The sequence below is a fragment of the Dyella sp. genome, from assembly GCF_036746095.1.
Classification (GTDB): Bacteria; Pseudomonadota; Gammaproteobacteria; order Xanthomonadales; family Rhodanobacteraceae; genus Dyella_B.
In genome coordinates this window covers 1-25,969 of the sequence record NZ_DAIOEU010000054.1, presented here as the reverse complement: position 1 = coordinate 25,969, position 25,969 = coordinate 1, and the positions used below count along the sequence as shown (strand labels likewise).

24 protein-coding genes are annotated in these 25,969 nt (G+C 61.8%); 10 read left to right on the top strand and 14 right to left on the bottom strand.

The features are described 5' to 3' along the window. The first annotated feature begins 492 nt into the window (after window positions 1-492). The 3 genes from V7M64_RS17725 to V7M64_RS17715 all read left to right on the top strand — a co-directional run bounded on the left by V7M64_RS17725 (window position 493) and on the right by V7M64_RS17715 (window position 3,573). Complete coding sequence (locus V7M64_RS17725; protein ID WP_333680944.1) at window positions 493-1,428, top strand: GlxA family transcriptional regulator; 936 nt, start codon at window positions 493-495, stop codon at window positions 1,426-1,428. 378 nt (window positions 1,429-1,806) lie between these two features. Then, on the top strand, window positions 1,807-2,796 hold the full coding sequence (locus tag V7M64_RS17720) for a VOC family protein (RefSeq protein WP_333680942.1): 990 nt from the start codon (window positions 1,807-1,809) through the stop codon (window positions 2,794-2,796). Between the two features lie 123 nt (window positions 2,797-2,919). Next, window positions 2,920-3,573, top strand: coding sequence for a glutathione S-transferase family protein (locus V7M64_RS17715; RefSeq protein WP_333680941.1), 654 nt, complete (start codon window positions 2,920-2,922; stop codon window positions 3,571-3,573). 25 nt (window positions 3,574-3,598) lie between these two features. Here V7M64_RS17715 and V7M64_RS17710 read toward each other — a convergent pair whose 3' ends face one another. The 5 genes from V7M64_RS17710 to V7M64_RS17690 all read right to left on the bottom strand — a co-directional run bounded on the left by V7M64_RS17710 (window position 3,599) and on the right by V7M64_RS17690 (window position 7,964). Continuing rightward, on the bottom strand, window positions 3,599-4,021 hold the full coding sequence (locus tag V7M64_RS17710) for a nucleotidyl transferase AbiEii/AbiGii toxin family protein (RefSeq protein WP_333680940.1): 423 nt from the start codon (window positions 4,019-4,021) through the stop codon (window positions 3,599-3,601). A gap of 197 nt (window positions 4,022-4,218) precedes the next feature. After that, on the bottom strand, window positions 4,219-4,818 hold the full coding sequence (locus V7M64_RS17705) for a PqiC family protein (protein ID WP_333680938.1): 600 nt from the start codon (window positions 4,816-4,818) through the stop codon (window positions 4,219-4,221). Next, the gene (locus V7M64_RS17700) at window positions 4,815-6,113 is read right to left on the bottom strand and encodes an MlaD family protein (RefSeq protein WP_333680936.1); all 1,299 of its coding nucleotides are present in this window, start codon (window positions 6,111-6,113) and stop codon (window positions 4,815-4,817) included. The genes V7M64_RS17705 and V7M64_RS17700 overlap by 4 nt, the downstream gene beginning before the upstream one ends. Further along, the gene (locus V7M64_RS17695) at window positions 6,110-7,315 is read right to left on the bottom strand and encodes a paraquat-inducible protein A (protein ID WP_333680934.1); all 1,206 of its coding nucleotides are present in this window, start codon (window positions 7,313-7,315) and stop codon (window positions 6,110-6,112) included. Before V7M64_RS17695 ends, V7M64_RS17700 begins: the two co-directional genes overlap by 4 nt. 280 nt (window positions 7,316-7,595) lie before the next feature. Next, window positions 7,596-7,964 (bottom strand): YciI family protein, encoded by a 369-nt coding sequence (locus tag V7M64_RS17690; protein ID WP_333680933.1) that lies wholly within the window; start codon window positions 7,962-7,964, stop codon window positions 7,596-7,598. 237 nt (window positions 7,965-8,201) lie between these two features. Here V7M64_RS17690 and V7M64_RS17685 point away from each other — a divergent pair, with 237 nt between their 5' ends. The 4 genes from V7M64_RS17685 (at window position 8,202) to V7M64_RS17670 (ending at window position 12,378) form a co-directional block, all read left to right on the top strand. Next, window positions 8,202-8,705, top strand: coding sequence for a nuclear transport factor 2 family protein (locus V7M64_RS17685; protein ID WP_333680931.1), 504 nt, complete (start codon window positions 8,202-8,204; stop codon window positions 8,703-8,705). 98 nt (window positions 8,706-8,803) lie between these two features. Continuing rightward, window positions 8,804-9,916, top strand: coding sequence for a histidine kinase (locus tag V7M64_RS17680; RefSeq protein ID WP_333680929.1), 1,113 nt, complete (start codon window positions 8,804-8,806; stop codon window positions 9,914-9,916). Beyond that, window positions 9,909-10,688 (top strand): LytTR family DNA-binding domain-containing protein, encoded by a 780-nt coding sequence (locus tag V7M64_RS17675; protein WP_333680927.1) that lies wholly within the window; start codon window positions 9,909-9,911, stop codon window positions 10,686-10,688. The genes V7M64_RS17680 and V7M64_RS17675 overlap by 8 nt, the downstream gene beginning before the upstream one ends. 409 nt (window positions 10,689-11,097) lie before the next feature. Continuing rightward, complete coding sequence (locus V7M64_RS17670) at window positions 11,098-12,378, top strand: divalent metal cation transporter (RefSeq protein WP_333680926.1); 1,281 nt, start codon at window positions 11,098-11,100, stop codon at window positions 12,376-12,378. 35 nt (window positions 12,379-12,413) lie between these two features. On the opposite strand, the gene V7M64_RS17665 is transcribed toward V7M64_RS17670, so the two are convergent. The 3 genes from V7M64_RS17665 to V7M64_RS17655 are packed head-to-tail and all read right to left on the bottom strand — an operon-like array spanning window position 12,414 to window position 16,134. Next, a complete protein-coding gene (locus V7M64_RS17665; protein WP_333680925.1) occupies window positions 12,414-13,649 on the bottom strand; it encodes a c-type cytochrome in 1,236 nt (411 codons plus the stop codon). A gap of 2 nt (window positions 13,650-13,651) precedes the next feature. Beyond that, a complete protein-coding gene (locus V7M64_RS17660; protein ID WP_333680923.1) occupies window positions 13,652-15,412 on the bottom strand; it encodes a GMC family oxidoreductase in 1,761 nt (586 codons plus the stop codon). Continuing rightward, on the bottom strand, window positions 15,409-16,134 hold the full coding sequence (locus tag V7M64_RS17655) for a gluconate 2-dehydrogenase subunit 3 family protein (protein WP_333680921.1): 726 nt from the start codon (window positions 16,132-16,134) through the stop codon (window positions 15,409-15,411). The genes V7M64_RS17660 and V7M64_RS17655 overlap by 4 nt, the downstream gene beginning before the upstream one ends. A 404-nt stretch (window positions 16,135-16,538) precedes the next feature. Between V7M64_RS17655 and V7M64_RS17650 the strand changes: the two genes are divergently transcribed. After that, window positions 16,539-18,518 carry a CocE/NonD family hydrolase gene (locus tag V7M64_RS17650; RefSeq protein ID WP_333680920.1) on the top strand — a complete coding sequence of 660 codons (1,980 nt, stop codon included), beginning with the start codon at window positions 16,539-16,541 and terminating at the stop codon, window positions 18,516-18,518. A gap of 87 nt (window positions 18,519-18,605) precedes the next feature. Here the strand turns inward: V7M64_RS17650 and V7M64_RS17645 are convergent, their stop codons facing one another. The 3 genes from V7M64_RS17645 to V7M64_RS17635 form a co-directional block, all read right to left on the bottom strand. Continuing rightward, entirely contained in the window at window positions 18,606-19,361 is a 756-nt protein-coding gene (locus V7M64_RS17645; RefSeq protein ID WP_333680919.1) for an NAD(P)-binding domain-containing protein, read from the bottom strand. Between the two features lie 141 nt (window positions 19,362-19,502). Next, window positions 19,503-20,738, bottom strand: coding sequence for an ABC transporter permease (locus tag V7M64_RS17640; RefSeq protein WP_333680918.1), 1,236 nt, complete (start codon window positions 20,736-20,738; stop codon window positions 19,503-19,505). Window positions 20,739-20,748: 10 nt separating this feature from the next. Continuing rightward, window positions 20,749-22,074: an ABC transporter permease gene (locus tag V7M64_RS17635; protein ID WP_333680916.1), complete on the bottom strand. Its 1,326-nt coding sequence runs from the start codon at window positions 22,072-22,074 to the stop codon at window positions 20,749-20,751. Window positions 22,075-22,511: 437 nt separating this feature from the next. Between V7M64_RS17635 and V7M64_RS17630 the strand changes: the two genes are divergently transcribed. Next, window positions 22,512-24,110, top strand: coding sequence for an MFS transporter (locus V7M64_RS17630; RefSeq protein ID WP_333680915.1), 1,599 nt, complete (start codon window positions 22,512-22,514; stop codon window positions 24,108-24,110). A 70-nt stretch (window positions 24,111-24,180) separates the two neighbouring features. Here V7M64_RS17630 and V7M64_RS17625 read toward each other — a convergent pair whose 3' ends face one another. Genes V7M64_RS17625 through V7M64_RS17615 form a run of 3 tightly spaced genes read right to left on the bottom strand, consistent with a single transcriptional unit; the run spans window position 24,181 to window position 25,264 of the window. Next, window positions 24,181-24,729 carry a DUF488 domain-containing protein gene (locus V7M64_RS17625; protein ID WP_333680914.1) on the bottom strand — a complete coding sequence of 183 codons (549 nt, stop codon included), beginning with the start codon at window positions 24,727-24,729 and terminating at the stop codon, window positions 24,181-24,183. 8 nt (window positions 24,730-24,737) lie between these two features. After that, on the bottom strand, window positions 24,738-24,959 hold the full coding sequence (locus tag V7M64_RS17620) for a DUF2945 domain-containing protein (protein WP_345786366.1): 222 nt from the start codon (window positions 24,957-24,959) through the stop codon (window positions 24,738-24,740). A 14-nt stretch (window positions 24,960-24,973) separates the two neighbouring features. Then, on the bottom strand, window positions 24,974-25,264 hold the full coding sequence (locus V7M64_RS17615) for a hypothetical protein (protein WP_333680913.1): 291 nt from the start codon (window positions 25,262-25,264) through the stop codon (window positions 24,974-24,976). Window positions 25,265-25,567: 303 nt separating this feature from the next. On the opposite strand from V7M64_RS17615, the gene V7M64_RS17610 reads away from it, so the two are divergent. Further along, a complete protein-coding gene (locus V7M64_RS17610) occupies window positions 25,568-25,780 on the top strand; it encodes a hypothetical protein (protein ID WP_333680912.1) in 213 nt (70 codons plus the stop codon). Window positions 25,781-25,969: the final 189 nt, after the last annotated feature.

The following is a 25,969-nucleotide window of genomic DNA, read 5'->3' as shown; positions in this document are numbered from 1 at the left end:
CATCCGCGCCGTTCGGTTTGCCGCAAGCTTTTGCGCTCCTGCCAGTAAATTCCCATGTTCGCGGCGCGTGCACTTTGCCATAGTCGGCGCGGCATGGAACGCCGCACCGCCACGCGTGCGGTCGCCAATGGGATGTCACTTTGCCGCAGTTGGGTAGGCGTGCTGGATGTGTTTCATGCCGATCGCCGTGAAGCAGTCAGCATGCAAGTGGCTCCAGCTCAACGGTACTGACTCAAACCTTTTTTTGCGCGAATGCCGCAAAAAACACGAATCGTCGTCCCGGCGAAAGCCGGGGCCAGGGACTTTTGTAGATCCTCAAATCAATGGACCCCGGCTTTCGTCGGCCGACGGTATTTGAGCTAGCACCAATAGCTTTTGGCTCACCTGCGTGCTCGTGATGAGTGTGCCGGTAGCGTTCTCTCACCACCTTGACGTCTACCTTGCGTTTACGCGACTTTCCCGCCACGGGACCCAAGTCATGCGGCTGCCACCATGCGACGCGAGATAGCCATCATCGTTTTCCCCGGGTTTCAACTGCTGGATGCTGCCGGCCCGGTTGCCGTGTTCGAAATGGCGGAGCGTTTTCGGCCGGAGAGCTACACGATCGACGTGCTGGCACCGGGAGGCGGCATCGTGCGCAGTTCGTCTGGCGTGTGCCTGGCGGCCGCGCCAATTGAACCGAAGCGGTTCGACACGGTGATCGTATCGGGCGGCAACCTGGCGCAGATCGAGGAAAGCCAGGTCGATATCGTGACCTGGCTCGGCGACGATGCATGGCGCCGCGCGGCCGGCGTTTGCTCCGGCGCGTTCTTTCTCGCGGAAGCCGGACTGCTTGACGGCCGGCGCGCGACCACGCATTGGGCGGCGGCGGAACGTTTCCGGTTGCGCTACCCGGGCGTGCGGCTGGATCCCGACCGAATGTTCGTGAGGGATGGCAATGTGTGGACCTCGGCCGGCATTTCGGCCGGAATCGATCTGGCCTTGGCACTGGTTGAAGACGACCTCGGCCCCGGCATTGCGCGACGCACGGCGCAACAGCTGGTCGTGCATCAGCGGCGGCACGGCGGGCAGTCGCAGTATTCGGCGCTGGTTGAACAAGGCGGCAAGACCGGGCGGTTCGGCGAACTGATCCACTGGATGCGCACGCGCCTTGCCGAACCCATGACCGTCGAGCGTTTGGCCGAGCGTGCGGCGATGAGTCCACGGAACTTTGCCCGCGCCTTCACCGCGGAGATCGGTGCGACCCCGGCGAAAGTGGTGGAAGGATTGCGGCTGGAGGCTGCGCGCATCGCGGTGGAAACCAGTCATGTGCACCTGGATCACATTGCGGCATCGACGGGTTTCGGCGATGCGAGCCGCATGCGGCGTGCTTTTATTCGTGCGTTTGGTACGTCGCCGCAGTCTTTGCGGCGAAGCATGGGCGTTTAATCGCAACCGAGACCCGACATGGCGCGCACGGGCCGTGAATATTGGAATTCGTGTTGGCCGTTTTTGTCCGGAAATTGTCCTTGCCGCTGCGGGTGGAACCGCTGATAAAAGCAATGTTCCGAACTCAAGGGCAGCTCTATGAATTGCCTTAAAGCAAAGCAGGCAGCTCCATCATGGCGAAAGACGTCTCCCTCTCCTGCTGCCGCGGGGGAGGGAGACGATCATCGCCAACGTCACGTTGCGTCGCACTGTTACGCCATCAGACGAGCGGCGGCCAATTTATAGAAATGCCCTTTTGACCAGCCGAACCACCTTCGCCATTCCGGCGAAGGTCAGGGCGGAGTGACGATAAGAAATTCCTTCCACACGAGGATTCGCATGCGCTTGATCCTGTTCGTTTCAGCATGGTTTTTATGCCTGGGTGCCGCGCAGGCTTCGGCATCCACACCCGCGCCATCGACAACCACACGCCTGGACCACATCCTGCTGTGGGGACGCGGCATCGATCAGGTCACCGCGGTCATGGCGGTCAAGCTGGGCTTTCAGGTACGCCCCGGGCGCGATCCCGGCGGCGTGGCCAACCGCTATATCCGCTTCTCCGACAGCAGCTTTATCGAGCTGCTCGGTATCACCCGCGCCAACCCCACGTTCGATCCGGGCATGAAGGAAGATCAGCAGGCGCTGAAGGGCGGCCCAGGTTCGCGCAGCTTCGGTTTTCGCACCTCGTCACTCGATGACATCCATCGCTCGCTGCAAGCGCTGCATTACGCGGTGACGCCGTTTTTCTCCGGCCCCGACAGCAGCAAGCCTGGTTGGCGGTTGTTCGCGTTCGACCACGCACCGTTGTCGAGCAACACCTTCTTCATCGACTACGCCACCGACTACGCCCCCGACCAGTTCGACCCCAGCCGTGCCGACGACTACCGCGTGACGCGCGAGCATCCCAACGGCGCACGTGAACTCACGTCGATCTGGCTGCTATCGGGAGACGCCGAGGCCGATCGCCATCAGCTGGAAAAAATGGGTTTCGGCCATGCGGTGCCGGTGAACCTGCCGGCAGTCGGCGCGAAGGGATTCTGCGTGCCGGTCGGCCCAACGGCGCTGCTGGCGCTCCAGCCCGACGGCGCGGGCCTGGCGCGCCAGATCATGGCGAGTGGTGGCCCACGCATCCTGGGCGTGAGCTTTGCGGTGAGCGATCTAGGGCGTGCGCAACGCTGGGTCGAGCGCGGTTATGAGCGCAAGTTGGCCACGTATCGCGGCTTGTCCGGTCAATCCATCCTTGCGCCCACCCAGGAAGACCTTGGCCTGGCGATCGAATTCCACGCGATGCAACCGGGCAAGGCGCCCTGCCCGGCCGCAAGCCGGTAGCAACGCCGCGCCGAACCGCGCCAAGCTTGTTACTCCCACCCTGGGTACGTCCAGCGGCAATCTCTCCGGCGATCGCCAAGCACCGGCAACCACCGGTAACGGCACGACACGAGGAGAGATCGCATGAAAGATATCGCTGTGTGGGGCTTCAGTTGGGTACCGCCCTTTGCCCAGGGCCTGGTGCGCGACCTGCGCGTGCGCTGGGCGCTGGAGGAAGCGGGGCTTGCCTACGAAAGCCGGTGGATCGGCACCGATGAACGACACTCCGACAGCTACCGGCGCAAGCAGCCTTTCGGCGTAGTGCCCGCGCTCGATAGCGACAGCGGCACCATGATCGAATCCGGCGCCATCCTCTACGCCATCGCCGAACAATGCGAGGCGTTGATGCCATCCCGTCAGCGCACCGAGACACTCGCCTGGATGTTCGCCGCACTCAACACCGTCGAGCCGCCGCTGTGGCATCTGTTCGTGATCGATCAACTGCACAACGGCGAAGCGTGGGCAACGTTGCGCCGTCCCGGCGCGGTCGAGGAAGCGAAGGCGCGGCTGGCCGCACTGTCCGCGTGGCTTGAGGGACGTGACTATTTGCTGGGACGCTTCACCGCCGCCGATATCCTGATGGCGACCGTGCTGCGGTTCGTGCGGCATACGAATCTGGTGGCGGAGTATTTGCCGCTCGACAACTACCTCAAGCGCTGCGAAGCGCGGCCGGCATTCCAGGCGGCCTTGCGCAATCAGGAAGCCGGTTATTTGCGCAACGCGCCAGTGGCTGCGTGACCTTGAAGCCCAGGGATGCTCTGATCTATTCCACGTACCCGTCCTGAATCCCGATTGCCAACCCGATCTTGGCTTGCCATTGCGCATCGATGTGCATGCGCTGGCATGCTTCCTTCCAGTTCTCGGGACGGGTGCGGAGCAACAGCTGCACCGCTTCGAACGCCTGATCGATCTTTCGACCGTACGCCCCACGTGCCTTTTGCCATGCCGCCTCGGGGATTGGCCCCCACGCCGTCGTCATCACCATCAGGTCGATCATGTCGCGATAAAGCACAGCCTGGTCAGTGCCGCGATCGGTATTGGCCAGGAGTTTTTCCGCATAGAGGTCGGCGCGGCTCAACACCGGCACGGGCAACGCATCGATCATTCCCCCGGTTGCATCAATGCGGTCTTCATGAACCAGCTCGAGTTTGATCGGCGCGCCATCCACCAACACAGCGGTACGCACACCGTAGCGGTCGGCCAGCAGCGCAATCGCCGTTCCTCCGGTGAAGTATCACGAGCATTTGATCAGCGCCTCGGGGTTGAACGCATGCAGCACGGTCATGATGCGCTGGTGGTGCACCGGTTAACCACTAAATCGCGAGTCCATGCGTTCTGGTGGCATGACCGAGCCCCAATCGACAGTGAGTCATAAGGGGGCGGTTATCGCCCGGGGATGGACGCCACGATCCGATCCGCCAGCTGCCCAAGCAGTTGGCTCAATGCTGCCGCCTGTGCTGCTGCATCGTGACTGGCCATGTTGGCCGTCAGCGTCAACTGTTGCGTTTGAGTCGCATGCGGCGGGTGGCCGGACAGCAGTGCCCAGGACACTTGCAGCGTCAACGTTCCGTTGGCGTCCGCCTCGCTATGCAATACCGTCACCACCAGTGTGCGCGTGCCGGCTGGCGCGGGGGCATCCGGCAGGATGAAGGCGTTGGCTGGCAAGCGCGCCAGCAGATCCTGCGCCAGCGTGCGGCGCATCATTTGCGCGAGCGGTGCGCCCCAGCGGTCATTGTCGTGGACCGTCAGCTGATTGGCCGAATCCTGCGTGACCACTTCAGGGCGATCGAGCTCGGCGGGGATATGCACGGCGGTGAGTTGCACCGGTTGTAGCGGCGTGGTCATGCGCGGCGCGGTGGAGGGCGCTGCGCTTAGCGTGACGTAGCGCGTGGGCGGGCTATGCGCGCATCCGGCCGCAATGGCGATCAGGATGCTCGCCACGGCCGCTCCCATGGCTTTTGTCTTGCGAGCAGTGCGCATCATGGTTTTTCCTTCTGCTTGCCGCGGATGAGCGCTTCCGGATGGCGATCGAGATAATCGGCCAGCGCACGAACCGAGCGCGCGGCGTCGGTGAGTTCACGCAGGGCTTCCGGCAAGCCGTTTTGGCTGGCCGCGTCACTACCGAGCGTGCGGTTGGCGGCGGCCACGGCTTGATCGGCTTCACTCGCGGTTCGGCGCAGTTGCGCGACCAGCGGGCCGATTTGCGGCGACACTTTCTGCAAGGTGCGATCGATCTGCGCCACGGAGTGATCGATGTGCTTGAGGCTGTCCTTGATCTGCGGCGACGCGGATGCCGCCAGTCCGTTGATGCGCGTGGTAATGCCCTGGATCTGCTCGCCGATCTGCTTGATCGGAAGATCGTCGATTTTCTTGATGATCTGGTCGGCCCTGGACGTCATCGCGTCGATGTTCGAAGACGGCATGCTGGGAATGATCGTCTCGCCGTGGTCGTCGGTCAGCGCCGCATTCGCGGCGCCCGCCGCGAAGTCGAGGCTCACCTTGCTCGGCCCCACCAGCGGCGGGTCCTGGGCCAGGCGCGCACGCAATCCCTGCGCAACGAGACGCTTCAACATGCCATCGACAAGCGGTCGCCAATCACCGTTGGGCGGGGCTGCGCCCTTGATGTCGAGCGAGGAAGGATCGATCGCGATTTGCACCGGCGTATGGAGCGCGCCCGTGCTTGCATCGTAGTCAAGATGCACGCGGGTAACGGTGCCGACGTGAAAACCGCGCAACTCCACCGCGGCGCCGTCCTTGAGCCCGCCCACCGCACCATCGAAGCGCACGCCGTACCTCACCATTGGGCCGTGGTCGGGGGGAAGCGCCGGCTTACGATCGCCACCGTTGAAATGATCCATGGGTTTGCCAGGCCCGGGTTCCATGTCGATTTCCGGTCCTGACACCATCGCCTTGAGCGACGCCGGGTCGCTCAGATCAATCTGTCCACCGCGCAGGAAAAATTTCGTGCCGCTGCGCAGGTATTTCTTTTCGTCGCTGTCGATCTTGAGCGTGGCTTCGATGTGCTTGCCATCCTTGGCAAGCGCCACGTCCGACACCTCGCCCACCTTCACCCCCAGCATCATCACCTTGGTATCGCGCGGCTGCATGCCGTAGGCGTTGTCGAATGTCACGGTGACGGTCTCGCCGCCGTGGACGAGGGCGCGGATACCGAGCCAGATGGCCACGCCCAACGCGGCCACCGGTACCGCCCAGATCCAGCCCGGCCACCAGCTGCGCCGGGCCTGTGCCTGCGTGCGCCGCGGACGCGTGCTGTTCACGACCGTCTCCTGCGCTGCGCATCCCACATCAGGCGCGGGTCGAACGCACGCGACGCGGCCATGGTGAAGAACACGACCAGCGCGAACGCCGGCGCACCTATCGCCGCTCTCGCCGAGGCCAGGCCGCCGAAGCGGATCAACGGCACGAACGCGGCGATGGTAAAGACGTCGACGTTCGACCATCGTCCCAATTCGTCGATCAGGCGGAACAGATGCGCTTTCAAGCGCAAATGCTTTCGCGACTGGCGCTTCACCGAAACGATGAACCACCCCATGCCGGCAATTTTTGCCACCGGTATGACGATGCTGGTGCAGACGATAAGAATGCCCAGTGGCCACAGCCCGGCCTGAAACAACTCGAACACGCCATCGGCGATGCGTTGCGGCACCACCTGGCCGAGTTGTATCGAGAAGGTCATCGGAAACAGATTGGCCGGTAACGTCAGCACGAGCGCGGCGAGCGACAACGCCCCGGCCCGCACCACCGCATCGGGCTTGCGCGTACGCAGCGTCCATCCGCAACGCGGGCAGGACTCCCCTTCGCACGATGCCGGCGCTATCAGGTCGCACACCGTGCAGGAGATCACGGGTTCGTCTCCCACCAATTCCTGGTCCGGGCAAATGGCGCGCCAGACGGTGCGCCGGTCGAGCGTGGCACGCGTGAGCATCGACATCAATGCGGCGGCGATGAAGCAGTAGCCGCCTGCACCGATCAGGCCGGTCAGATTCTGCGTCACGCGCGAATAGCCGACGAAACAACCGACCAGATACACATCCGGCATGGCCCAGATATCGAGCCAAAGCACCCAGCGAAAGAGCGTGCCGACGTGCTTGAAATGCCATCCGAACCGGACCGCGCCCAGCACCCACGCAAGCACGCCGAACCGCACGAATGGCAGGACGATGCCGAATATGCCTAGCAATGCCGCGAGGATGACCCAACCGCCTTGCCAGATGGCCACAATGCCCGACGCAAGTACCGACGAGCGTTCGCCGCCCAGCAGATCGACCGTCATCAGCGGCGCCAGATTGGCGGGGAAGAGCAGGATGAAGGTGGTCAAGGAGCAAGCCAGTGCCGCGTTGACGCTGCGTCCGCTACGGCGCTCCAGGGGGTAGTGGCATACACGGCAACGTACGAGAGACCGTGCGGTAAGCGGCGGGATATCTTCGAGCGCGCCGCATTCGGGGCAGCCGATCGTCATGTGGGGTTGCCCTCGGCTAACTGTTACTCACCAACGTTTCACTCCGTGTTGCATCGTCCTGCCGGGTCATTCGAGCGTTGACGATGATTTCGCGTTCGTGCCGGCACATGCATGGCGAATGCGCGTGGAGGCCATTGCGGCTGGAACCGTATTAACCTCCTCGCCGTTGCCACGACGTCAATGGGTGATCATGTTGCCGCCCCGTAGGCGGACAAAACGCCAAGAGGCGGTGTGACGATTGTGAAAACAAATGGGCCGCCGTTCCGATCCACGCAAGTGCTTACGGCAGATCGCTCATCTCGTTGAACGGCCGGATCTCGATCTCGCTCGGTCCCGGCATGGGGTTGGGGCAACGCTTCACCCAGGCCACCGCCTCGTCCATGTCCTTGACTTCCCAGATCCAGAAGCCGACAACCAGCTCGCGGGTCTCGGTGAACGGCCCGTCGATCACCGTCCGGCCGGGGCCATCGAACACCACGCGCCTGGCCTGCGCAGTCGGCTTGAGACCCTCGGCCATGACCAGGACGCCGGCCTCGCGCAACGCATCGTTGAACTTGCCCATCGCCTGCATCATCCCGTCCATCCATTGCTTGGAGAACGTTCCCTTTTCGCTGTCCACGGTTGCCTTGACCAGCACTAGTGCGCGCATCTTTTTTCTCCCGCTTGGGCTACGAACAGATCGGCTTGCATCAGGACGACGAATGGTGCGGGTGGAAATCGACTCCATCCTCTAGACCCACGGTGCGGAGGTTGCCATCCCAGCCTGCATGGCCTTCTTCCGCTTGAGTGCGCATTCAAACCGGCTCGCAACATTCATGCCCCGCTTCGCGCATGGAACAACTATTTTCGTCGTGTTTCCAGGTTCACCCACGCCAATGAGGCATCCATGAAAACACGCATTCTTCTCGCAGCCGCCCTCCTGGTCTTTGGCGGCGCCGCCGCAGCAGCGGATCGGTCAGGTGCTACGTCCGCACAAGACGTCACGGACATCCAGCAGGTTATGGATACCTATCACCATGCGGTCGCCGCGCACGATGGCCAAGGTGTCTCGGCGCTGTTTCTCGATCATCGCGGCCTGTTGGTAACCGCCTTGTCCGATCAAGCGTTCGCCGCGGCGAAGGCGAAAGATCCCTCCCGGCAGAAAGTCCGCATCATGAGTTGCCAGGACTTTGCCAAGTTCGTGGCAACCACAAAATCAACTCTGGACCCGCGCCATACCGACGTGCAGATCAGGAGCGACGGTACGGTGGCGTCGGTCTATTTCCATTTCGATTTTGTCGTGGATGGCAAGGTGGAAAACCGCGGCGATGAAACCTGGCAGCTGATCAAGACGGCCGATGGATGGCGCATCGTTGCCATTACCTATTCGTCGAATCCCGGTGCGGCCTAAGGCAACATTAGGGCAACACTGATTGAGTATCGCCGTCGTCACTTCCGCGGATGCAACCGAGTAGGATGACAGCTGCGCTCGGCAAGATGACGAGAACGATGCTGCGCCCTATTCATAACCTCAATCCGCGCGAAAAAAATGCCCGCCTGCGCCTGGTGCTCCCATCGCTGCTGGCGTGGACGGCCGTGGGTATCGTTTTCGCGATGCCACGTTTTATCTCCGCCGCGGCATGGTGGTCCATCCTGCGCGACTCGCTGGCGCAGTGGTGGGCATGGGGTTTGCTGGTGCCGGCGATTATCGCCATGGACCGGCGCCTGCCTATCGCAGTGACCAGCCTTGGCAGACGGCTCGCCGTGCACGTCGTCATTGGCATTCCGGTCACCTTCGTACACAGCTATCTCACGGCGGCATTGCAGGTACTGATGGGCGTGAAGGCCTGGCAAGACGCAGCCGGACTTGGCCCTTTGCAAGAAGCCCTGAAGGGTGAGTTTCTGTGGAGCCTGCTGGTCTACCTGCTTGTCGTCGGGGGTTGGCAAGCCATGCAATACAGCCAGCAGTATCTGGCTTCGCAACTAAGGCTTGAACGGCTGGAACGCAATTTTTCCGAGGCACGCCTGAATGCGCTGCGCATGCAGCTGGATCCGCATTTTCTCTTCAATGCCTTGAACACCATCTCCTCGCTGATCACGCATCAGCCCAGGCATGCGCGCGACATGATCGAGCAGTTGGGCGACCTGCTGCGGCTTTCCCTGGAATCCGGCCGCCGGCAACAAGTGCGCCTGGGTGAGGAACTGGAATTTCTCGGCCATTACCTGGCCATCCAGAAAACGCGCTTCGGCGATAGCTTGCACGTGATCATCGACGTGACCGCCGCGACGCGTGAGGTCATGGTGCCGAGCCTTATCCTGCAGCCGTTGGTCGAGAACGCGGTCCGTCACGGCTTGTCACCGCGGCCGGGAGGCGGCACCGTCTGGGTGCGCGCAACGATTGATCGTGCCGTGTTATGCATCACCGTCGAGGACAATGGCGTCGGGCTTGGCGAAGGCTGGAACGATCGCGCCGGCTTGGGCCTGGGCATCACGCGCGAACGCATTGCCGTGCTGCATGGCGCGCAGAATGCGGATCTCCAGATCGGTCCCCGCGAAGGTGGCGGCACATGTGTTCGTGTTTCGATACCCACCAGCACGGCGGATGGATACGGCCATGAGTGAGAGAGGCGCTTACCGGGTTCTCATCGTCGATGACGAGCAGCCCGCACGCCAGCGGCTGCGCGAACTGATGGACAACGATGCCGACGTGGCCGACATCATGGAGGCCGAGAACGGACTCGATGCGGTGGAAGCGATCCTGCAAAAGCCGCCGGACATCGTATTCCTGGACGTTCAAATGCCCGGGCTCGACGGCCTGGGCGTGATCGATACGATCGGCATCGAGCGCATGCCCGTGACGATCTTCGTGACTGCCTTCGACCAGCATGCCGTGCGCGCGTTCGAATCGGCCGCCATCGACTACGTACTCAAGCCGTTTGGCGATCAGCGCATGCAATCTGCCTTCGCCCGCGCCAAGGCACGCCTCGACGACAAGCAGGTGCGCGAATTCGGTGAAAGCGTGCTCAAGCTGCTCGACCACCGCCACCTGGAAAAGCCGTTTCTTGACCGCATCGTCATTCGGGAACGCGAAAAGACCGAACTGATTCGCACCGAATCGATCGATTGCATCGAAAGTGCCGGCGTCTATGTGGCCTTGCACGTGGGCGCAGAACGCATCATCCACCGTGCGGCGCTTGGCGAACTGGTGGCCCGGCTCGATCCGCGCCGCTTCATTCGCGTACACCGCTCCACGGTCGTCAATGTCGACAGCATCCTGCATCTGGAACCTGCCACGCACGGCGAGTTCGACCTCGTGCTGCGCGGCGGCCACCGCGTGCACGTCAGCCGCACGTTTCGCCCGCTGCTTGAAGCGCGCCTTGGACAACCGCTGTAAAGCGTTCCCGCCCTGCCAGTCCGGCATCTATTTGCCCTCAAGCGGCCGCCGATGCTCCACCTTGTTGCCTGCGCGGTCGATCAGCTGACGCGGGACGCTTGATGTTCGCGAGGAACTGTCCCCTCCCCTGCCTCACTGCGAGTGTGACGTTTCGTGGTTTGCTGGGCCAAGTGCGCGCATTGCGATTTTCACATGAGCCGCGTGGGCTCGAAAGCTCGCTGGGGCGACATGCCAGACTACGTATGCAGGGAACCCATGCGTCGTGGTGTTGATGGCGTGTGAAAAGCCATCCGCGTCGTCTTGAATGTTGAAGCAACATAAGCACTGGCGTTGCCGGGCGTATTTCTTCGCCGTCACTTCACGGGACGGCTCGCACGATCCTCGCCACCGTTCAACGATGGCAAGCTGCATGGCCGACCAGCCCCGTGATGTGTCCAAAATTCCCTGGTGGAAACGCTTTGGCGCAGGCTTCGTAACGGGCGCGGCCGATGACGATCCCAGTGGCGTCGCCACCTACTCGCAAGTGGGAGCGAAGTTTGGCTACGCCATGCTGTGGGTGGTACTGCTCACCACACCGCTGATGATCGCCATTCAAATGGTCAGCGCGCGCATCGGGCGCGTTTGCGGTGCGGGACTTGCCGACGCACTGATTGCGAATTTCCCCAAGCCGGCGGTATGGACGCTGATCGTCCTGCTGGTGGTGGCCAACACCATCAACGTCGGCGCCGACCTGGCTGCCATGGGCGCTTCGGCAAAGTTGCTGATCGGCGGTCCAAGCCTGCTGTACGTGCTGATCTTCGCCACGGGATCGACGGCGCTGCAGGTCTACCTGTCGTTCGAACGGTACTCGCCGATCCTGAAGGTGATCGCCTTGAGCCTGTTTGCCTATGTCGCGACGGCTTTCGCGGTGCACGTGCCGTGGGGAACGGCATTGCGGTATTTCATCATTCCACATGTGCAATGGAACACGGATTACTTGACCGGTATAGTGGCCGTACTCGGCACGACGATCAGCCCTTATCTGTTTTGCTGGCAGGCGGCTGAAGAAGTGGCGGAGCTGCGCGAAAACCACGGGCGCAAGCTGCTGCGCGACACCAGCCGCAAGGCGGACGCCGAATTGCGGCGCATCGCGCTGGATACCACCGTGGGCATGATGTTCTCCAACATCGTAGCGTTTTTCATGATCGTCACCGCCGCGGCGGTTCTGCATGCCCACGGCAAGAACGACATTCAGTCGGCCTCTCAAGCCGCCGAAGCGCTACGCCCGATCGCCGGCCGCTTCGCCTTTACCCTGTTTTCCTTGGGCATCATCAGCACCGGCCTGCTGGCCGTGCCCGTGGTGGCGGGTGCCTCGGCGTTCGCCGTCGCCGGCGCTGCGCGCAAGCCATACGGGCTCTCGCGCAAACCGCGTCAGGCCAAATTGTTCTACGGCGTCCTGGTGGGCAGCATGGCACTCGGTACGGCGCTGGCGTTTTCGCCCATCGATCCGATCAAGGCGTTGTACTGGAGCGCCGTGGTGAACGGCGTGTGCGCGGTTCCGTTGATGGCGGCGATCATGCTGGTCGTACGGCGCAAGAAAACCATGGGCGAGCACGTCGTGGGCGGCTGGCTGCTGTTTTGGGGGTGGCTTGCCACCGCGGTGATGGGCCTGGCAGCGGTGGTGATGTTTGCGACGCTGGGCAAGCAGTGAAACCACCTGCGCCAGCAGGCTTTCGATCCGGCAGGTTATTCCTGTGCCTGATGCAAGCGCTTGCGCAAGTCGCCGACATCCGATGCGGAGACGGCACTGCCGTGGTTTCCCCATGCGTTGCGTATGTAAGTCACCAGCGCCGCGATCTGCTCGTCATCGAGTTTTTCCGCAAAGCCAGGCATGGCCAAGGCAGTGGGCGCGGCGCGTGTGGAAGGTAGCCTGGCGCCTTTCAAGACCGTGGCGATGATGGTGTCTGGCTTGGCCGCCATGACGCTGTTGTTGCCGCGCAACGCCGGGAACACGCCTGGTTCGCCGCTGCCATTTTCCATATGGCAGCCGGTGCATTGATCCGCGTAAAGGCCGCTACCGTCGCGCATCACTTGCACGTCCGGTGTCGATGGCCGGTCCGCTTGCGGACCCTGCACGCCTTTGAGGTAAAGCGCGATCGCGTGCAGGTCGGCCTGGCTAAGGTTCTGTGTGGATTGTTCCACCGCTTCGGCCATCGGGCCGGCGGCCGTTGCCTGCCGGCTGCGCCCGGTGTGCAGGTAGTCGACGATATCCTGCTCACTCCATCGGCTCAGGCCATCGTCGTTGCCCTGACCCAGGTTGGGTGCATAGACGTCTTCGGCGAAGCCGCCTTGCAGGGGATGTTGCTGGTCCGCCGCGCCCAGAACGTTCTTGCCCGAATGGCACGCGCCGCAATGGCCCACGCCCTGCACCAGATACGCACCGCGATTCCATTCGGGTGATTTGTCATGACGATAAACATACGTGCCCGGCTTGAAATACAAGGTATCCCACACCGCCATGCTGTGCCGGCTGCTTACCGGCCACGGCAGTTCCGGTTGGCGATCAACCTGGCGCACGGGAGCCACCGTATCCAGGTAGGCCTTGATGTCGTGCACGTCGGCGCGATTGAGCCGCGTGAACCATGGATACGGAAACGCCGGGAACAGATGCCGGCCTTGCCGGTCGAGGCCGTTATGCATGGCCTTGTAGAAATCCTCGTCCGTCCAGGTGCCGATGCCGGTGTCGCGGTCGGGCGTGATGTTGTCGGAATAGATCACGCCGAATGGCGTGGGCACCGGACGCCCGCCCGCAAATGGCGCGCCGCCCTGCACTGTGTGGCAGGCTTCGCAATCGCCGGCCTGCACGAGGTAGCGCCCGTGCGAAACGCTGGCGAAGTCGTGCGAACCAAGCCGGCTTTGCGTGCCGGATAACGCCATCGGCAGGCAACCCAACGTGACCAGGACGAGTGCGATGCGTTTCATGGCTACATCAGCGGGCCCGGGTTCTTGATGTAGCGCCGGATGGCGTCCGCCGCCCAGAAGGCCAATGCGCCAACCGTACCGGTCGGGTTGTAGCCGGGGTTGTGCGGATAGACGGCCGAACCCATCACGAACAGATTGGAAACGTCCCACGATTGCAGATAGCGGTTCACCACGCTGGTGCTCGGGTCTACGCCCATGGCGGCGCCGCCGGTGTTGTGCGTGGTTTGATACGGAACGATGGAGTAGTGGCCGGGGCGGTCATCCACTTTCATGCCCTTGATCGGCATGGCGCGCGCAATGCGTGCACCCTGGTCGGTGACATATTTCAACATGGCATGTTCGTTCGGCTGGAAGTCGAAGGTGAGCCGCAGCAGCGGATTGCCGTAGACGTCGGTGTAGGTCGGGTCCAGGTCGAGATAATTGGTGCGGTAGCTCATCACGCTGCCATGTCCCTGGATCCAGGTCGAACGCAGGTAATCCTCGTGGATGACTTTCTTCCAGCCCGAGCCCCACTGGGGCGTTTTCTCCGGCAGGTATTCCTGCAGGATCGGCCGGCCCCCGGTGTTCCACAGGCAGAGGTAACCCCCTCCAATAAAATGCAGCGGCCCGTGATCGAAATTGTCGCCGTTGAAATCGTCCACCACCTGCCCTAGCGCACCGGCACCCATGAACGGATTGATGATGTCCTTGAAGGTGACGCCGATGGTGCTGCTGGCCTGGTAGGCGTAGTTGCGGCCGACCACACCCTTGCCCGTGTTCGGCTCGTAGGGCGTGCCGATCTTCGACAGCAGCAGCAAATGCACGTTGTGATACGCGAACGCGCACAGGATGACGATGCTGGCCGGCTGCTCGTACAACTTGCCTTGCGCATCGACATACATCACGCCGGTTGCCTTTTTGCCGGTGGAGTCGGTGTTGACGCGGGTGACGTCGCAGTAAGTGCGGAAACCGAAATTCGGTTTCTTCAGCAGAACCGGCAGGATGGTGGTTTGCGGGCTTGCCTTGGAATAGTTGCCGCAGCCGAACCATTCGCAAAAACCGCAGAAGGTGCATTGCCCCATTTGCACGCCGAGCGAATTGACGTACGGCTTGGACGTATTCGCCGCCGGACAGGGAAACGGATGCAGGCCCAGCTCCTTCGCGGCCTGGTCGAACATGGTGGTGGACGCGCTGCGCTGTAGCGGCGGCAGCGGAAAATCCCGGCGGCGCGCGCCTTCGAACGGATTGCCGCCCGGCTGGATCTGGCCGCCGATATTGCCGGCCTTGCCGGAAATGCCACAGAGGTATTCCCAGCGATCGTAATAGGGCTCCAGCTCGTCGTAGGTAACACCGAAATCCTGCAGGTTCATCTCGGGCGGAATGAATTTCTTCCCGTAACGCTGCTCGATATGGCTGCGCGCCACAAAATCCGTCGGCAGGAATCGCCAGTTCTGCCCGTTCCAATGCACGCCGCCGCCACCAACGCCCGCCGCGGGCAGAAACGACCCGAGCTTGCGCATTGGCAGCGCCATCTGATCCATGCTGTTGCGGAAGGTGATGGTTTCGCGCGCCGGCTGCTCGAACGTCTGCTTGCGTACCGCATAGCGCAATTCGTCCTGGATTTGCGCGGTGGAAAAATCCGGCACCGTGTCACGGAAGGCGCCGCGCTCCAGCGCGAGTACTTGCAGGCCCGCGTCGGTCAACTCCTGCGCCAGGATCGAGGCCGTCCAGCCGAAGCCGACCAGCACCACGTCCACCGCCGGCATGCGCTTGGCCAAGCTCATGCCTCTTCCTTCGGTGTGCGGCCGCCGAGGCTGACGAAAGGTTGCTCATACGGTTGGCCGAACTTGCCGATCTCGCCGAGATAGTTGTAACGCGGCCCTGGAAAGCCGATCAGCTTCCAGCCGATGAAGTTTCGATTGCCGCCGTAGATGGGATCGGCAAAGAAGCCTTCCTTGGTGTTCGCCAGCAATGCATGAAAGAACGTGTCCTTGGGCAGGCCTGCCATCGGTACGTCGCCTTTTTCCAGCGTATGCAAGACCTCGTCCATCTTGGCCGCGGGCAGGTCCGCAAAGACGGCACCGTGCTGCTGCTTGCAATAGGCATCCACCAGCGGAATCGCCGTGCGGTACAGCTCCGAAGGCGTCAGCGAGAGCTGATAGCCCTGCTGTTCCGTGCCCAGGTGCCAGGGCCCCTGCATGTACGAACTGGACGCGCGCCCGAAGCTCCCGGCCAGTTGGCTATCGATGAACTCCGGCACGCCTGCCTCCAACGCACCGGGACCCAGATCGTCGGCGGGAATCAGCCGCGACACCGCCGCACGCACGAAGCGCATTTCGCTGGAGGTGAAGTATTTGGTTGCCGAGACCGGCGGCCCAGAGGTACTGCAACCGACGAACAGCAAGGCCGAGAGCGTGGTGACGGAAGCGGCAAGAAAGTGTCGGCGCGCGATGCAGACCGTGTCTGCGCCGTGTGAGTCGTACTCGATTCGCATTGCATCGCGCATGCCGCGAGGCCCGTTTTACGTCACATCAACCGGCATAGTGTGATGGGTGTCGTTGCAACGTAGTGAAAGGTGCATGGGGAAGGCGAGAAGATGCGGGCGATGCCGATCTGCTCCCATCCCCTGCGATGCTATTTCAGAGCGAATCGTCATTCCGGCGAAGGCCGAGCGAAAAACGTGGGGATACCTCGGCCCTAGCCCTCCCCTGCTGACGCAGGGGAGGGAACCACACCTCGCGCAGCTGAAGCTCAACGCTGATCCATTGCCTGCGAGGGAAGGAGCGCATCAGTGCAAAACTCAGCAACACGCAGATGATCAAAAAATCAAACCCCATATGCCCTTAGTCATGCTTCCCCCGCGCCGTCAGCTAGCCGAAACTCGGGGAACGGCTCCAAGGGGATACCAACATGCGCTTCAATCAACTGGCTACGGCCTTCGCCGGAGCGTTGGCTACGTTCGGACTCTCATTGCTCGCGGCCACGCCGGTGGCCGCACAGCAGAAACCCGACCCGCAGGCGGAACTGATCGCCAAGCGCAACGCCACCGAGAAGGAGCTCGAACAGGTGGCCGTGATCGACCGCAAGGTGATGATCAAGATGCGCGACGGCAAGCTGATGGCTGCCGACATCTACCGCCCCAAGGGCGACGGCAAGGTGCCGGTCATCTTCGTGCGCACGCCGTACAACTTCAATTTCTGGGACGTGAAACTCGGCGCGCCGCGCGACATGACGCGCGAGCTGGAAGCGGTGAAGCACGGCTACGCGTATGTGGAGATCCAGGAGCGCGGGCACTTCTTCTCGCAGGGCAACTACGACATCCTGGGCATGCCGTTGAGCGATGGCACCGATGAACTCAAGTGGATGTCTTCGCAGCCGTGGTCGAACGGCAAAGTCGGCACCACCGGCTGCTCGTCGACGGCGGAGTGGCAGCTTGCGGTGGTGGCGCAGGACGATCCCTCGCTGGCCACCTTCAACGTGCAGGGTTTCGGCGCCGGCGTCGGCCACGTCGGCCCTTACTACGAGCAAGGCAACTGGTATCGCGGCGGCGCGGTGCAGATGCTGTTTATTTCCTGGATCTACGACTACGGCATCCAGAACCAGGTACGTCCGATGTTTCCGTCCAATACCTCGCAGGCGGAACTGGTCAATGCCTCGCATTTCTTCGATCTCGCGCCACAGATGCCGCCGGTCGACTGGGACAAGGCGTTCTGGCACCTGCCCGAGAACGACATCATCAAGGCGGTGGGCGGCCCGCCGGGCATCTACGAGACGCATATGCCGGTGGCGACCGGCGGCGACATGATCGCGCGCGCGCCGAATGACCCGGCCTGGTACAAGGGCGGCCTGTGGCACGAGAACATGAAGATCAGCAAGCCTGGCCTGTGGTTCATGAGCTGGTTCGACGTGTCGGTATCGCCCAACCTTGCCGCTTACAACGAAGTGCGCCGCACCGCGCCGAAATCTGTTGCCGACCAGCAATACGCCGTGATCGCACCGGTACTGCACTGTGCGTACACGCGCGCCACCGAGCACACCATGGTTGGCGACATGGACATGGGCGATGCACGCTTCGACTACAACGACCTCGTCTACGGCTGGTTCGATCATTACCTCAAAGGCGAAGACAGCCCGATCCTGGATAAACAGCCCAAGGTGATGTACTACCTGATGGGCGCCAATCGTTGGGAAAAGGCTGATACCTGGCCGCCGGCCGGCGCCACCACGCAGGATCTTTATTTCACCAGCGAAGGCCGCGCCAACACGCTCTACGGCAACGGCAAGCTGGTGGCCGCGGCGCCAACGACCGATCATCCCGATCAGTTCGTCTACGATCCGGCCAACCCGGTACCCACGTTCGGCGGCGGCGGTTGCTGCCAGGGCACCGCGGTGAAGTTCGGTTCCTACGACCAGCGTCCGCAGGAGGCGCGCAACGATGTACTGGTCTACGACAGCGAGCCCTTCAAGCAAGGGACGGAAGTCAGCGGCCCGATCACGGTGACCTTGTACGTATCTTCCAGTGCGAAGGACACCGACTTCACCTTCAAGGTGAGCGACGTGTACCCCGATGGCCGCGCGTTCAACATCACCGAGAACATCCAGCGCATGCGCTACCGCAATGGCTACGACAAGCCGCTGGCGTGGATGTCGCCTGGACAGGTGTACAAGGTCACCTTCCAGCCGATCGACACCAGCTACTACTTCAAGCCCGGGCACAAGCTGCGCGTCGATGTTTCCAGCAGCAACTTCCCGCGCTTCGATCGCAACCTCAACACCGGCGGCAACAACTACGACGAAGACAAATGGGTGATCGGCCACAACGCGATCCATCACGACAGCGAGCATCCGTCCAAGATCACCATTACCGTCGTACCGAACACCGCCTTGTGATTCGCTGGCCGGGCGAGGCAACGCCGAGCCCGGCCTGGCATGCCGCAGCGGGAATATCGGGGTTCGCGTTGCGCTCGCCCTGCGGGGCTACGGGACCAGCCTCTGCTGTACACGATCGAGCCCCTTGTCGACGGCCTCCCAGACGCCCTCTTCGCCAACCACCCGGCAGAAAAGCTCGTTGATCCCGCCGGGCGTGGCGTGTTCCCGCATCAGCATTGCGAAATCCAGCTCGCTACCATGCAGCGACGAGGCAATCTCGGCAAACATCGCACCGACATATTGTTGCGCTTCCCGTTGCGCAATCCCGTGCGCTGCGAGCCAGGCGCTTATCCGGTTCAAATAAAGAAAATGCGCTGCAACCGTTGCGGTCGAGGCAGAGAACAGATCGAACGCCGTTTCATCGGCAACCTCGATAACACGGCCCAGCCGATTGAACAACTCGCGCGCGAAATCGGCAGCCGGATACAACGGCGTCACACCACGTCGGATGGCAACGGACGCCAATGGAATGGCACGCGCGATATGCTGCACGGGAGCCACCAGCTCGCGTAGCATGCCGAGCGGCATACCGGCCATCACGCTTATCACGCGCTGGTCTCGAAACTGCAAATCCGGTATCACCTTCAGGGCATCGGATGGCCGCAAGCAGAGAAGCACGACATCGGATTGCTCCAGGACGGCTTGATTGCTGGCAGCAATGCGCACGTTGGGATAGCACGCCGCAAGCTTCGTCGCCCGCGCCACGCTGCGTGGCGAAACCAGAATATCCGGCGGGTTATCACCTTCGCTCAAGCCGGTAATCATCGCCGTGGCGATTGCGCCTACCCCAAGGACACCGAGCATCGCATTGCTCTCCGCATAAGTCGCTGACGAACCTTATACTCGTTCCACGCGGCTTCTGCGCAGCAGGCTGGAGTGAAGTCCCAGCATCGCCCTGCATCGAAAGCTGGGATTTCATCCCAGGCTACGTATGATCGCAAGCGCTCAACCCGACCGCGTCGCCACCACCGGCGGCACGTTGGATGCGCGCCGCGCGGGCACCAGCACGGACGCTTGCCCAAGCATGAGCATGACCATGGCGCCGATGACGATATAGAGCAACGGGAGACGCGCCGTTTCGTAATGCGTCATCAGCCAATGGTTGAGTTCGAACGCGAACAGCACGCCGATGATGGCGCCGCCGCCGGCGATCAGCAGGTTTTCCAGCTGGAAGTGGCGCAGGATGTCGATCTTGCGTGCGCCGAGCGCGCGTCGCACCCCGATCTGCCGATGCCGTTGCACCACCCAGAAACTGGTCAGCCCGACGATGCCTGCGGCGGTAACGCTGAGCAGGATGAAACAGATCGCGCCCATCAGCATGGCGGTACCGCGATCCGTGCGATATGCCCTGGCACGCAGTTCGGCGAACGTGTGGATGCCGGCGTAGGGTTCGGGCATCAGGCGCATTGGATTGAGATCGAACAGCGCCTTGCGGATTTCCTGCATCGCCTCGGCCGTGCGGCCGGGGCGTGCGCGCACCATGTAGTTGGACCAGGCGTCGTCTTGCCGAAGTGGCTCGATCACCGAGTTATAGACCCAGTCGCTGTCCGACCATCTCGGTGTCTGCAATTGCTCGACGATGCCCACGATGGTGGCCTGTTTACCATCCTGATACACGGTCTGGCCGAGCGCGTTGCCGTTCGGGAACAGTCGGTCGGCGACGGGCTTGCTGACGATGATGACCGGTGAGCCGGGCACGGCCTTGCCATGGCGGATTTCGTTGGGAGTAAAGTCGCGGCCGGCAATCAGCTTCAGTCCAAACGTCGAACGCAAATTTTCGTCGCCGTAATAATAGGCAGCGCGCACGGAGGTGCTTTTCTGATCCGGATCGAGCGAGACATAGCCATCGATGAAGCCGCTCAACAGGGGATTGCTGGTGGACGCCGCCACTTCCTGCACGTCGGGCAGGCTGCGCAGGGTTTCCAGATCCGCACGCTGCAGAGCATCGAGCTTCTCGATGGAAGCGGCGTCATCGCCGGTGGGCGCGGCCGGCCAGCGTTGCACGATGCGGATCAGGCCATCTTCCTGCATGCCGGTGGGGCGCATCATGCGCTGCACGTGATGCTCAATGATGAATACGGCATTGGAAACGATCGCCAGCGTCAAGGCGATCTGCAGCACGATCAGCGACGCAGCCACCTTGTGCCGCTTCAATGCGGCGAGAATGGGATGAACGGTCATGGCGCGATCCTCATTGTTCCTTCAATTGCCATGCGGGCGTCACGCGCGCCGCGCGATACGCCGGATAAGTGCCTGCAAGCAAGGTGGCAATCACGGCAAGCAATAGCGTAAGCAAGAGCAAGCCGGGGTCGATCTTCACCATGGCGGCGAGGCGCGCCGGCAACACGTCGCCGACGTTGCGCATGCCCATCAGGGTGAACAACAAGCCCAGCATGCCGCCACCCATACCGATCACGCCGGCCTCGGTAAGGTATTGCGCCAGGATGGCTCCGCGCGATGCACCCAGCGCGCGGCGCACGGCCGCTTCACCACTGCGGCGCAGGAACTTGGCCAGCAGCAGGCCCACCGTGTTGACCAGGCATACGATCAGCAGCCCCTGCGCCACCAGCAACGAAACACGCGTGTCGCTCGGCACCACGTGCCGGTAATCCAGAAACGCCGGTATGTCGCGCAGGCGCGTATTGGGCGCCCAGTGGAAGCGTCCCGCCTGTTGCTGTTCGCTGGCATAGGCGTCGAGATAGGCGCGATACTGTTGCACGGCTGCGGTGTCATCCAGTTCGACCAGGTAACCAATCCATACGCAATCGGACTGCAGCAGTTGCGAGAAAACTTCGCCGGGGTCCACTTCGCCTTTCCTGCAGCCATCCCAGCCGTTCTGGGAGATGTTGTTGGCGACGGTGTAGGTAAATGGCAGGAACACGTCCGGCAGGTCCGGCCCGTAGCCGACATCCAGGGTGTAGTAGTAATTGGGCTGCGGATTCCAGTCGTCGGTGATGCCGACGATACGGTACTCGCGGTTGTCGATGTCGATCGTCTTGCCGACGTTGTTGCCGCCACCGAACACCTGCTTGTTGAGCCTGTCGCTGATCACCGCCACTGCAGCGCGATGCGCATCGTCGTCCGCGCTCCAGCCACTGCCGTAGTGAAAAGTGACATCGACCATCGGGAAGAATTCGTTGTATACCGCGTAGCCTTCGATGGGCACCGGGCTGCGATTGCGCCCGGTACTGCTCGGCATCACCGATGCGGCAATCGTATAGAGCGCCGACTGCCGCGCGGCACGGTGCTGCTTCATCAGCGTCGTCGCATCGAGATAGCTGAACGCCACTTCCGGCTCGCCGCCGGCGCGGCGATTGCCGGGACCCCATGCATCGATCTGCGGCACGAACAAGCGATCGGACTTCCATGGAATCGGATCGGCAGACAAGCCGCGAAATACCGAATACATCGTCATCGATGCTGCCACGCCGAAGCCGATCGTCAAGATCATCAGCGCAGTAAGCCCGGGGCTTCGCCGCAGGCTTCGTACAGCCAGTTCAAGGTAATAGCCAAACATCCGTTTCCCCCTGGATCACAGCCCTGTGTTGATCGAGCTTGCCTTCGATCAAACGATGTCGCGGAATATTATCGCAAGCGTTCCTGTGGTTGAGCGTGCTGAATCAATGATTCGACATTAAATATTTTTATGAATTGAATATTTCCAGGTTCAATTGCCACATATTTTCACGTCGCTTTGACATGTCATGAGCCAATGCTCGCTGGCGGATGGCAAATGCCCGGCTTGACGGCTCTAGCGACCCAAGCGTCCGCCAGCTCCTGGTGTTGTTTCGAAAAAACATACGCATGCAGCCGTGTTTCCACACCGATTGCTCCGCGATGAGTTCGACAGGCACGTCATTCCACGCACTTAAGGCCAATGGCACTAAGTATCGCCGTCGATGGCATCGGCAATGAGCGGAGTAAGCTCTGCGAATTTCCAGGCCGGTGATCCGCATGAGCCATATCGGGAAAACTCCGTGCGAAGAAGGCGTCATCCTTCATGGCACATCGGCGGCACCGTGTACGGCCCCATCGCGGCGCTGGACGTTGGTCGCTGCGATCCTCGGCTCCAGTCTTGCCTTTATCGACGGCACCGTCGTCAACGTGGCGCTGCCGGCCATTCAACGCAACCTGGGTGCAACGACATCCGATGCCCAATGGGTGATGGAGTCGTATGCATTGTTTCTCGCCTCATTGCTGCTGGTCGGCGGAACGCTGGGAGACCGTTTCGGCCGCAAGCGCATCTTCATGATCGGTGCGGGCGTTTTTACTCTAGCCTCGATTGGCTGCGCGTCGTCCACGGACGTGGAGGCATTGATCATTGCCCGCGCCATCCAAGGCATCGGCGCTGCCTTATTGGTGCCAGGCAGCCTTGCCCTGATCAGCGCCACGTTTCCGCAATCGGAACGAGGCGCGGCCATCGGCACATGGTCTGCCTTCAGCGGCATCACCGCGGCGATTGGACCGGTTATCGGCGGCTTTCTCGTCGAGCATTATTCGTGGACTTTCGCCTTTCTGGTCAATGCACCGCTGGGTGCCGTGCTGCTGGCGGTTTGCGCGATGAAAGTGCCCGAGAGCAAGGGCGGCGCGAACGGCGGCCCCATCGATGGGCTTGGCGCCGGCCTGGTCACCATCGGTCTGGCTGGATTGGTGTTTGCCTTCATCGAAGCGCCCACGCGTGGATGGACTGGACCACCGGTCTGGATCGCGATGCTCGTTGGCATCCTTGCACTGCTTCTATTCGTTCGCATCGAAGCACGCATCACATCGCCCATGTTACCGTTGGCGCTCTTTCGCGAGCGCAATTTTGCGGGCGCCAATGTGTTGACGTTGCTGCTGTATGCGGCATTGGGCGGCAGCCTGTTTTTTCTTCCCTTGAACTTGATCCAGGTGCAAGGTTATGGCGCCACGGCAGCAGGCGCTGCGTTGCTTCCGTTTATCGCGATCATGTTCCTGCTGTCGCGGTGGACGGGAAGCCTGGTAGATCGATTCGGGTCGAAACTTCCGCTGGTGACGGGCCCCGTTGTAGCGGCTGCGGGATTCGCCATGATCGCGCTGCCTTCGACCGGCAGCAGTTATTGGACGGATTTCTTCCCGGCCATTTGCGTGCTTGGCCTTGGCATGAGCATCACCGTGGCGCCGTTGACCACGACGGTCATGAACGCGGTGGAAAAGGAATTGGCGGGTACGGCATCCGGCATCAACAACGCGGTATCACGCGCCGCCGCCCTGCTCGCCATTGCGCTGTTCGGGCTTGTACTTACTGCGGCTTTCAATGCAAGCCTGGATGGCGAACTGCAACGCCAACGCGCACCCGCGGCGCTCGTTTCCGCCATCGTTGCACAGCGGCATAAACTCGCGGGCATCGTCATGCCGCATGGCTATCCGGACGCGACAGTGGCCGCGATGAAACATGCGGTGGATGTGTCCTTCGTGTCGGGCTTTCGGTGGGTGATGCTGGTTTCTGCAGTGCTGGCGTTGTTGAGCGGCGTCAGCGCTTGGATTTTTATTGCGGGAGGACGCGCTGATAAAAGCCACCGGGAACCACTGTAGGTTGGGCTAGCGCAGCGTAACCCAACATTTTTTGGGGTTGCATCGTTGGGTTACGCTTCGCCAATCCAACCTACTGGGCAATGTCGTTCGACACAGGGTACGCAAGCGTGCCATCCGATTGAACGATGGCGCCCTCCGTCATCCGCGCCGCATCCACATGGCCAGGGCCCAATATGTGCAACACGGCTTCACCGCGCGCCAGCAGGTAATCCGTGATGATGCGTCGATGGCAACGCCACCACACCGCCTCCGAGCACATGATCGCGCAGCGGTGGGTTCGTCCTTGCGCAATCAAATGCTCCAGCCCGACGCGGAATGCACCTGAAAGCGCATAGTCCGCGTAGTTGTGGAAACTCTGGTTGATCCAGAAAGCATTGACGTCGGCAGGCACGGGCTTGGATTTGCCGCGGCGCCCGCCGAGTGCCGCGACATGCTCGTACGAGAGGTCGCAGGGGCGCATTGCTTGCGGCAACGCGTCCTCGTTGAATTGCGGGTTGGTGCGCGAGCGCGGAAAAGCCCTGACATCCACCACGCGTTGTACGCCTGCTTCGCGCAGCAAGGCGATGAAGTCGTCCAGGTTGCGGTTCGAATGGCCGATGGTGAAGAACGGAAGCGCCACGCAGTGCCTTAGGAACGCAAATGGCGAAGTGCGTGGCCTTTGTGGGCCGCGACATGATCGGTCTTGTCGCTCTTGATTTCGTATTGCGGGTCTTCTTTCGAGGCGTGGTGCGTGTGCCCCTTGTAATCGAAATCTTGGGTGTGGACGGCCACGATGGTGCCGCTGACCCGCCCGGCTTCGGAATTCCAGCTGACGTGGTCACCCACTTTGAACGTCTTGCCCATCGTCATGGCTGCGCGCTCGGCTACAACTTGAAATACCACACAGGCGCGCAGGCCATTACGCCCGCCAAAGCCTGCAAGGCCAAAACCCCCGCCGCATACCTCGGATTGCGCTTCAGCCATTTGAAGGCAAAAAAAGCAATGACGGGTATCTGCAGGGCAAGGAGCAGCTGAAACAGGTGTGCCGTTGCACTTTCATCGGTCTCGCGCGCATGGCCAAAGAAAATCACGTGACCGATGACCAGGCACAACGCAGCGAAGGACATTACCAAGGGAATCCACGCGCTTGGGCGCATCAATGTGCTGGGTGTCATGAGTATTCCCCGCTTGGGCGTGCCGGGATTATGGCGCCGGCGACCGGCTTTATGCCATCAAGAAAACGTCGAAACGGTGTCGTCAACGGCTTCAAATCATCGGCTTGCCGCTCCCGAACTGCGCCGACAGCCTTTGCCGCCACCCTTCTGCCCGAAAGAGGTTCGGTACACAACACGCCTACCGGATCGACTGGGACGCCTCTGCGATATACAGCTGAGTCGATGTCCGGTGCGATTGAAGACTGGAAGGCCATGGGAGCTCTGCCGGCAGCGGTCCGTCGACTACGCGGATAAAAACGATGTATGCCGCAACTCGCGGGTAACCAGACGTGTGGCTTGATGGCTATGCGCGATCCAGAGCATTCCGTCATTCCGGCGAAGGCCGAAATCCATTCCAAACGCCGCGAAATGCGTCCTGTGCGTAGGAAGCGTGCTGCACGCTTCGCATTCGAGATGGATGCGTTCTGGAGCAACTTGCAGGCCGCGCATGCAGCGACGGATGTTCACAATCCTTGATGGCGGGCCGTAGGTCGGGATGAGCGGAACGCGAACTCCAACCTATGTATGGCCGTCATTCCCGCGGAAGCGGGAGTCCATTTCACGGATGCATCAGAGCAAGATGGATTCCCGCTTTCGCGCACTGCTGTCCCGGGAAATTTTCGCCGTTCTTGCGGGAAAGCTAAAACGACGTCATTCCAGCGAAAG